The following is a 7,001-nucleotide window of genomic DNA, read 5'->3' as shown; positions in this document are numbered from 1 at the left end:
TGGCGGCGACGGTGGCGTGAAACTTCCCGGGCTTCATGCCGATGCTCTCGAACCAGCGGGCGGTCCCGGGGATGCGGCCACCGCCGAAGAACTTGTTCAAACCATGGGCGGCCAGTGTCACGCCCAGTACCAGCCGCAGGATCAGCAATCCGACGTCGTAGGGAGTCATAGGTGCAAACCTAGATCATGGGGTCGCCTGGACAACAGGAGCGCCTCGCGGTTGAGTCGGGTGGCCGCGAACCTCGATCGTGCGCGCGTTGCCCTATTCACATCATCTAGACTCTCGCGCGTGAATTCGCGCGTGTCTGCCAAGCGCCTGCCCGCGCGGAGCCTCGGTGAAATCGTCATAACGTTAGGACGTTTGGTTGCCGCCGTTCTGATCGCGGTGATCGGCGTCGATTGCGGATCGGCGCACGCGGCCGGTCCCCGCACCATCACGTTGACGTTGGTGCGGCATGCCCAGTCGGCGGGCAACGCGTCGGGCCTGATCGACACCTCGACCCCCGGCCCGGAGCTGACCCCGCAGGGATGGTGTCAGGCGACGCTCGCCGCCGGACCGTTGAGCTCCAGCCACTACGACGGCATCTACGCCTCCACCATGGTCCGCACTCAGCAAACGGCGACGCCGACGGCGCAAGCACTGGGCGAACCCGTCACCGTGCTGCCCGGGCTGCGGGAGATCGAGGCCGGCCAGTACGAAGGCCAACCCGAATCCAACGCCAGAGCTTTCATGGCCATCCCGACTCGCTGGTTGCAGGGTGACCGCGCCGCACGCATCCCGGGCTCAATAGACGGCAACGAATTCGAAGCGCGGTTCGACGACGCCGTCCAAAACATCTACGACAGCGGCGAACTCAACCCGGTCGCGTTTTCGCACGGCGGAGCGATCATGCTCTGGGTGCTGATGAACGTGCACAACCCCGACCGGTCGCTGTTGACCAGCAAGCAGCTGCCGAACCTGGGCCGCATCGTCGTGACCGGAAATCCCACCGACGGCTGGACATTGACCCAATGGGAGGCCGACCCTCCGCCGTGCTGACGCAGCAGCCCAAACCAAATGGACGCTGCGGGCATTCGGTGGCGGATCCGACTAACCCTCCGCAGAGGCAGGGGCGTTAAGAAGGCGGCTAACCTCCTTGAGCATCTCCTCGGGGATGCTCCAGATATCGGGGGTGTTTTCTCGGTGCCCAACGGTCGTGATGAACATCCGACCGGCGTAGGTCATCACCGCGATGATCAAGCTCATGCCGTTGGTCTGCATCATCTGAATATGCATCCGCTCGAGCTTGGCGCCGGCCAAATACAGCGGTATGGGCGGGCCCTGCACGTTGGTGACCAGCGTGTTGAAGGGAGCGGGCGTCTTCGACCCAAGCCCGGCGATCAGGCCGTTAACCACGAGTTCGGTGAAACCGGGAGCGAGAATCCCGAAAAGGCTCTCGACGGCGTTGGTCCCCGAGCTTTTCACGGATTCCTTGGCGGCCGTTGTCGCGTGGTTGATGATCTTGAGGCGTTCAATCGACTCTTCGACCTCGACCGGCAGTTTCAGCGAAATGATCGCAAACTTGTTCTCAAAGGCGCCCTTGTCGTCGACGGTGCGGGTGTTGACCGGATTACCACAGGTGATCGGCCCGTCCGGCAATGCGTCGTGGTCGATCAGCCATTGGCGCAGCGCCGCCGCTGAAAGCGCCAGTGCGACGTCGTTGACGGTGCATCCGTGAAGTTCTCGAATCTTCCTCACATCCGACATCGCGATGTCGGCCCATGCGGTCGACTTGTGCGGGACTCCGTGGGGAATCTCATTGAACGGCAGACGTGGCCCGGAGAACAGTCGCGCGCTGGCATTTGGATCCGGCTTGGCGTCATCGCTTTTCAGGAGCGCGCCGATTCTGCCTCTCGCGATACTCGCCCCGAGACCTGTCGCAGCCTGTACCGTGCGCCATGGTCGGCTCATCAGCGACGGCACGGACCGGAAGAGCATCTCGGCTTGCGACGGCACCGGCTCCGGCTGCCAGGAATCCTCCGGAACGGAGACGACCTCAACGTCGGGTTCGGTCGAGAACATCTGGAAAATCATCTCGACGCCGCCCATTCCGTCGATCGCGCAGTGGTGGATGCGCATTATGATCGCTTTGTTGCCCTCGGCCAGACCGTCGACGAACCACAAGTCCCAGAGCGGTCGTCGCCAATCCAGCGGCAGGCTGCCGATTTCGTTGACGAGCGCGGCCAATTCTTGATCACCACCGGGAGCCGGGACGCCGAGCGCGTGCAAGTGATCGTCGATGTTGAACTCGGGATCCTCTACCCATACGGGAGCTGCCAGACCGAGCGGCACCTCGACAAGGCGGCGCCGCAGCGGCGGCATGACGGGAAGCAGTCGCAACAGGTGCGCCCGGAGGTGGGAAAGGGTCCATGGCTCCGGCGATGTCGAAGGATCGAAGACCAAGAAGCCGGTGCCGATCATCGGGAATCGCCCGTTGTCCATCGTGACAAACAGCGTGTCGAGCACAGAGAGCTGTTTCACAGTCCTAGCTTTCGCGGGAGTTCTATATAAACTATGCATAGGCTAGCGCCCCGGCGGGCACTAGGCTCTTTTGGGATGAAAGCCTCGTTTTCGACGCCCGCGAACCGAACGGTAATCACTGCGTCTCCATCCGTTCCCAGATCCGGTAGTCGTGGTAGAAGATCTCGTTGCGAGGGTAGGCACTTCCAATGACCTGGACGGGCGGCGCGAGGTCGAGAACCGCTGAGCCCTCCACCAAGTACCGCGCGGATATCGCCGCGTTCGTGCCGTTTCGTCTGACCTCGTTCAATTCGCTGCGGAGCTCGGCACCCAGAAGTCCCCGAGCGACGAGCTGTTGCAGGATTTGAACGAACGTCCAAGGGCTGGGCAACACCCACGAATGGTAGGCCTTGGGCAAAGTCACCAGCGTCCCCTTGCTCAGCTGGGCGACATCGACCGCAGAGCTCAACGGGACGACCATGTCGCGCTCGCCGTGCACGACGGCGACGGGAATCGCGTTGTCCCGCAATAGGCCGAGTGCGTGTGCGCTGTGGTCGGCCTGGGCGATCGCCGTGGCGGCGGAAAGAAACATCCGGGGGTGCGCGATCGTGGTCAGCGACCGTTCGGCAAGCATGCTCAGGTGGCGTACAACGCCGAATCTCCTCAGACCGACCCGGTCGCGAACCATGTCGAGCATCCCGGCCGCTAGTCCGATCGTGGCCTCGACCGGGGACGTGATGCGGTCCCGCGACGCGTCGAAAGCCTCGCCCAGCGCAGGGTCGATGAGGACGATTGCGAGTGCCCGTTCCGGCCGACTTGCCGCCAGCTCCGCAGCCGTGCGCCCGCCCATGCTGTGACCGACCAGGAGTGCCTGGCGAATCCCGAGAGCATCGAGTATCTCGTTGGTTGCCGCCATTCGCGCCGCAAAGCTCCTCGCTCCACGAGCGGGCAAGAACGTATCGCCATGACCGGGCGCATCGAGCGCGACGACGACAAATCCGAGCTGCGGAAGCCGGCTCAGCAACCGAAGGTAGACTTGCCGATTCATGCCGATGCCGTGAAAGAACACCAGCGGCACGCCGTGGCCGCCCACCGAAACGCCGACCCTTCGCCCGTCTGGCAGTTCGATTCGGTGATGCTTCAACCGAATTCGGCTGCCGGCCGGAACGCGTGCCGGGCGCGTTTCCGGTGGCATGTCATCGATCACGCCAGCGATTCCTACCGCGATAATTGGCTGAATGTGCCCGGCAGCCCATGACGATTGCGTCCATCTGACGTGCCTTCCACTGCTGAGCGGGCGGCCACTTGGCCAAACCAGGGCCAAGGCAAAGCGCACTGGAGCGGACCATATCGCAACGGTCCCGCCTGAGCGAAGGGTGCTTACTGAAAATGCGTTTTGCGCAAGTCGGCCTTGCGGACCTTGCCCAGCGCCGTGCGGGGCAGGGAGTCGGCGACGACAAGACGCTCCGGTGTCTTCTGCCGGGCCAGGCCCGACGACTCGAAGTGGCGCCGCAATCCGGCCAGATCAAGTACGGCACCGGGTTTGAGAACGACGACTGCGGCGACCACCTCGCCGTAGCGAGGATCCGGCGCGGCCAACGCCGCCGCTTCGACGACCGCGGGGTGACTGTGCAGCACGTCCTCGACCTGACCCGACGAAATGGTTTCACCGCCGCGGATGATGACGTCCTTGATGCGGTCGGTGACGGTCAGCCGGCCATGGCCATCCAGATGTCCAAGGTCTCCGGTTCGGAACCAACCGTCGGATGTGAACGCGTCGGCGTTGAGGGCGGGATCGCAATAGCCGATGAATTGGTCAGGGCCCTGCACCACCACCTCGCCGTCGCACCCGGCCCGCATCTCGACTCCGTGGGGACCGACTATTCGCACGGCGCAGCCAGCCATCGGCGCGCCGTCGGTCGCCATACGCACCATCGGTGGATCGTCGGCATGCGCTCCGGTAACCGTCGGATGCTCGGTCATGCCGTAACAGCGGTATGCGGTGACGCCGGACGCCGCGGCCTGCCGACCGGCTTCGTCGGTGACCGGTGCGGCGCCGGTCAGGAATTCGCGCAACGTTGCCAATTTCGCCGTCACGCCTTCGACCTGGAGGAGCCCGGACAGGTGGAACGGGGCGCCGGACGTGGACGTCACCGAGAACCTCGCGACTAAGTCCGCGGCGAGGACGGGATCCCAGTGATCGAGGAACACCGATCGGGTTCCCGACATCAGCGGCCTCAGTATCGAGTTCAGTCCCGCGACGTGGCCGGGCGGGAATGTCACCAACTGCACGTCGTCCGGACCGCCCGCGAGTAGCTTGGGGAGTGTTGCCTGCTCTGCAAGTAGTGAATTATGGCTATGCTGAACACCTTTGGGATCCGATGCCGTTCCGGAGGTGTACAACAGCACGCACACATCGTCCGATAGCACCGCGGGAGCGACATAGTGATCCGGGTCGCCGGAAAGCTCATGCCAAGGCAGGTACCCCGGTCCCGGTTCGGCCGCATCGATCACGACGACGTCGTCAAGCGCGGGTAGGTGGCGATAGCTCGACACCCGTTCGACATACGACGTCGACCGGAACTCGGCGGGCATGATGAGGAGGCGGGCCCGTGACTCCGCGAGGATGAACTCCACCTCTTTGGGGCCATAGATGTGGACGATGGGAACCAGCACCGCACCACACAGCAGTACCGCCTGATAAGCGATCGCGCACTCGAGCCGGTTGGTCAGCTGAACGGCTACCGCATCACCGGCGCGGATACCCAGTCGCTGCATGCCGGCGGCAACGAGCCTTGCAGCCTCATGAATTTCGCCGACAGTTGCCGTGGTCTCGGTCTCGTCTGCCACGAAAACGACCGGCAATTGGGCATGTTCGACCGCAGCGCGCTCGAAGGCGTCGACGCAGGTTTTCGACGAGTACCAGCCCTCCGAGTACCATCGGTCCCGCAGAGCGGCATAGTTGAAGTTCACGGACTCGGCCGTCATGGGTGCTGCTCCTGGTCGACGTCCCCCGATTCGAATACCACACCACCGTAAACGGTCGCGGCGGTGGCGCCGCACAAAAAACCCCGAGGCTCGCGATTGCGGCCCCTCCGTTGAATGATGAACATGCGCCCGCGGTCCCGTATGACGGGGAATATCTAGATCATATAGACGCAGTTCACGTAATGTGCGCCCACCGGACCGCCTTTCTTGACGTTGTTGAAACCCGGTATCCATACACTGCGATACTGCCGGGAAGGCGAGCCAACGCTGTCGGTTCGTCGTAGCGCCGCCGCCTTCCGCCGATCGACACCGACGGCACCTCTGCAACAACACCGTGGAGCATTATGGACAACCGGTACTTACCCCTGGTCGTTGTAGTGTTCATGCTCGCTCTCGGGCTGACGCTCACGGTCGCTGACTTCCGGCGGGCCGTCACGCTGCGGCGCCCCTTGGCGGTCGCAATGATCTGCCAGTCCCTACTCCTACCGGCCCTGTGCCTGTTGATTGCCGAAGCCTTGCACCTCGAGCCGAAGTTGGCGGTTGGGCTGATGCTGGTGTCGGCGACTCCCGGCGGGCTGATGGCGAACATACTCAGTCACCTGGTCGGCGGGGACTTGGCGCTCAATCTCACGTTGACCGCCATCAACGCTGCGCTGTCGATCGTTGCCTTACCCGCGATATTGGCGTTTTCGATGACCTGGTTCCTCGGAGAGGGGCGGTTCATCCCCCTTCAGGTGGATAAGTTCTTCGGGGTATTCGGGCTCGTGCTCATACCCACCGCCATCGGCGTCGCGATACGCCACCGCTTCCCTGAGCTGGCACGGCGACTTCAGAGGCCAGTCAAAGTAGCCGCCGCAGCGCTGCTGGTACTCGTCGCGGTCGCGGCGATCAGCCGAGGCGGGACGACGCTATGGCACAACTTCGGCGTGCTGATCGGAGCCGTCGTGTTGTTCTGCACCAGCAGCCTGACAGTCGGCTATCTGGCACCACGCCTGATGCATCTCGCCCCGCGACAAGCCATCGCCGCAAGCTTGGAGATCGGAATGCACAACGCCGTGGTGGCGATGGGCGTAGCACTGAGTCCGCAACTGTTGAATAGTGCCGAAATGGCTAGCCCCGCAGTAGTTTACGCGGCTGTCGGACCCTTCATCGCGCTGACGTTCGCTGTCGCGGTGCGCCGCCTGGACCCTGCGTTTCGTCTGTCTCCCGCACCGACTTCGCCGTGAACGACCAACCGGTTCAGCCGTGCGCCACCGGAGGTTCGCATTTCATCGTGTGTGGGCGGCAATTCCGTGCCGCTCAGCCAGAGGCGCGACGGACACCCCTGATCTGTCGCCGCGAGCCGCAATTCGCTACCGTCTCCTACACACACAACGGAGGTTCTCATGGCCGGGCGGGTCCCATTGGTTGATTATCTGGTGCTCGACGACGGCGAAGCGCACCTGATCGCGCGGGAATGCAGCAGCTGCGGGGCCCGGTTCTTCGACCGGCGCAACGCCTGCGCCGGCTGCTT

General features: G+C 63.6%; 7 protein-coding genes. 3 read left to right on the top strand and 4 right to left on the bottom strand.

The genetic code is table 11. The features are described from left to right. A partial coding sequence (locus tag ACLP9N_RS05670; protein WP_442406467.1) for a DoxX family protein occupies positions 1-169 on the bottom strand: 169 nt, incomplete at its 3' end. A gap of 192 nt (positions 170-361) precedes the next feature. Between ACLP9N_RS05670 and ACLP9N_RS05665 the strand changes: the two genes are divergently transcribed. Further along, positions 362-1,039 (top strand): histidine phosphatase family protein, encoded by a 678-nt coding sequence (locus ACLP9N_RS05665; protein WP_442406465.1) that lies wholly within the window; start codon positions 362-364, stop codon positions 1,037-1,039. Between the two features lie 51 nt (positions 1,040-1,090). On the opposite strand, the gene ACLP9N_RS05660 is transcribed toward ACLP9N_RS05665, so the two are convergent. The 3 genes from ACLP9N_RS05660 to ACLP9N_RS05650 all read right to left on the bottom strand — a co-directional run bounded on the left by ACLP9N_RS05660 (position 1,091) and on the right by ACLP9N_RS05650 (position 5,488). Next, positions 1,091-2,521, bottom strand: a complete 1,431-nt coding sequence (locus ACLP9N_RS05660; RefSeq protein ID WP_442406464.1) for a wax ester/triacylglycerol synthase family O-acyltransferase — start codon at positions 2,519-2,521, stop codon at positions 1,091-1,093. 115 nt (positions 2,522-2,636) lie between these two features. Continuing rightward, the gene (locus tag ACLP9N_RS05655) at positions 2,637-3,707 is read right to left on the bottom strand and encodes an alpha/beta fold hydrolase (RefSeq protein WP_442406463.1); all 1,071 of its coding nucleotides are present in this window, start codon (positions 3,705-3,707) and stop codon (positions 2,637-2,639) included. Between the two features lie 173 nt (positions 3,708-3,880). Continuing rightward, the gene (locus tag ACLP9N_RS05650; RefSeq protein WP_442406462.1) at positions 3,881-5,488 is read right to left on the bottom strand and encodes an AMP-binding protein; all 1,608 of its coding nucleotides are present in this window, start codon (positions 5,486-5,488) and stop codon (positions 3,881-3,883) included. Positions 5,489-5,832: 344 nt separating this feature from the next. Between ACLP9N_RS05650 and ACLP9N_RS05645 the strand changes: the two genes are divergently transcribed. Continuing rightward, a complete protein-coding gene (locus tag ACLP9N_RS05645) occupies positions 5,833-6,714 on the top strand; it encodes a bile acid:sodium symporter family protein (protein WP_442406461.1) in 882 nt (293 codons plus the stop codon). 159 nt (positions 6,715-6,873) lie between these two features. Continuing rightward, positions 6,874-7,001: zinc ribbon domain-containing protein (locus tag ACLP9N_RS05640; RefSeq protein ID WP_442406466.1), on the top strand; the 128-nt coding region annotated here is incomplete at its 3' end.

Origin of the sequence: Mycobacterium sp. (genome assembly GCF_052144515.1) — a bacterium.
Classification (GTDB): Bacteria; Actinomycetota; Actinomycetes; order Mycobacteriales; family Mycobacteriaceae; genus Mycobacterium.
Note: the sequence above shows the minus strand (reverse complement) of the source record. Positions and strands in the feature narration are given on the sequence as shown.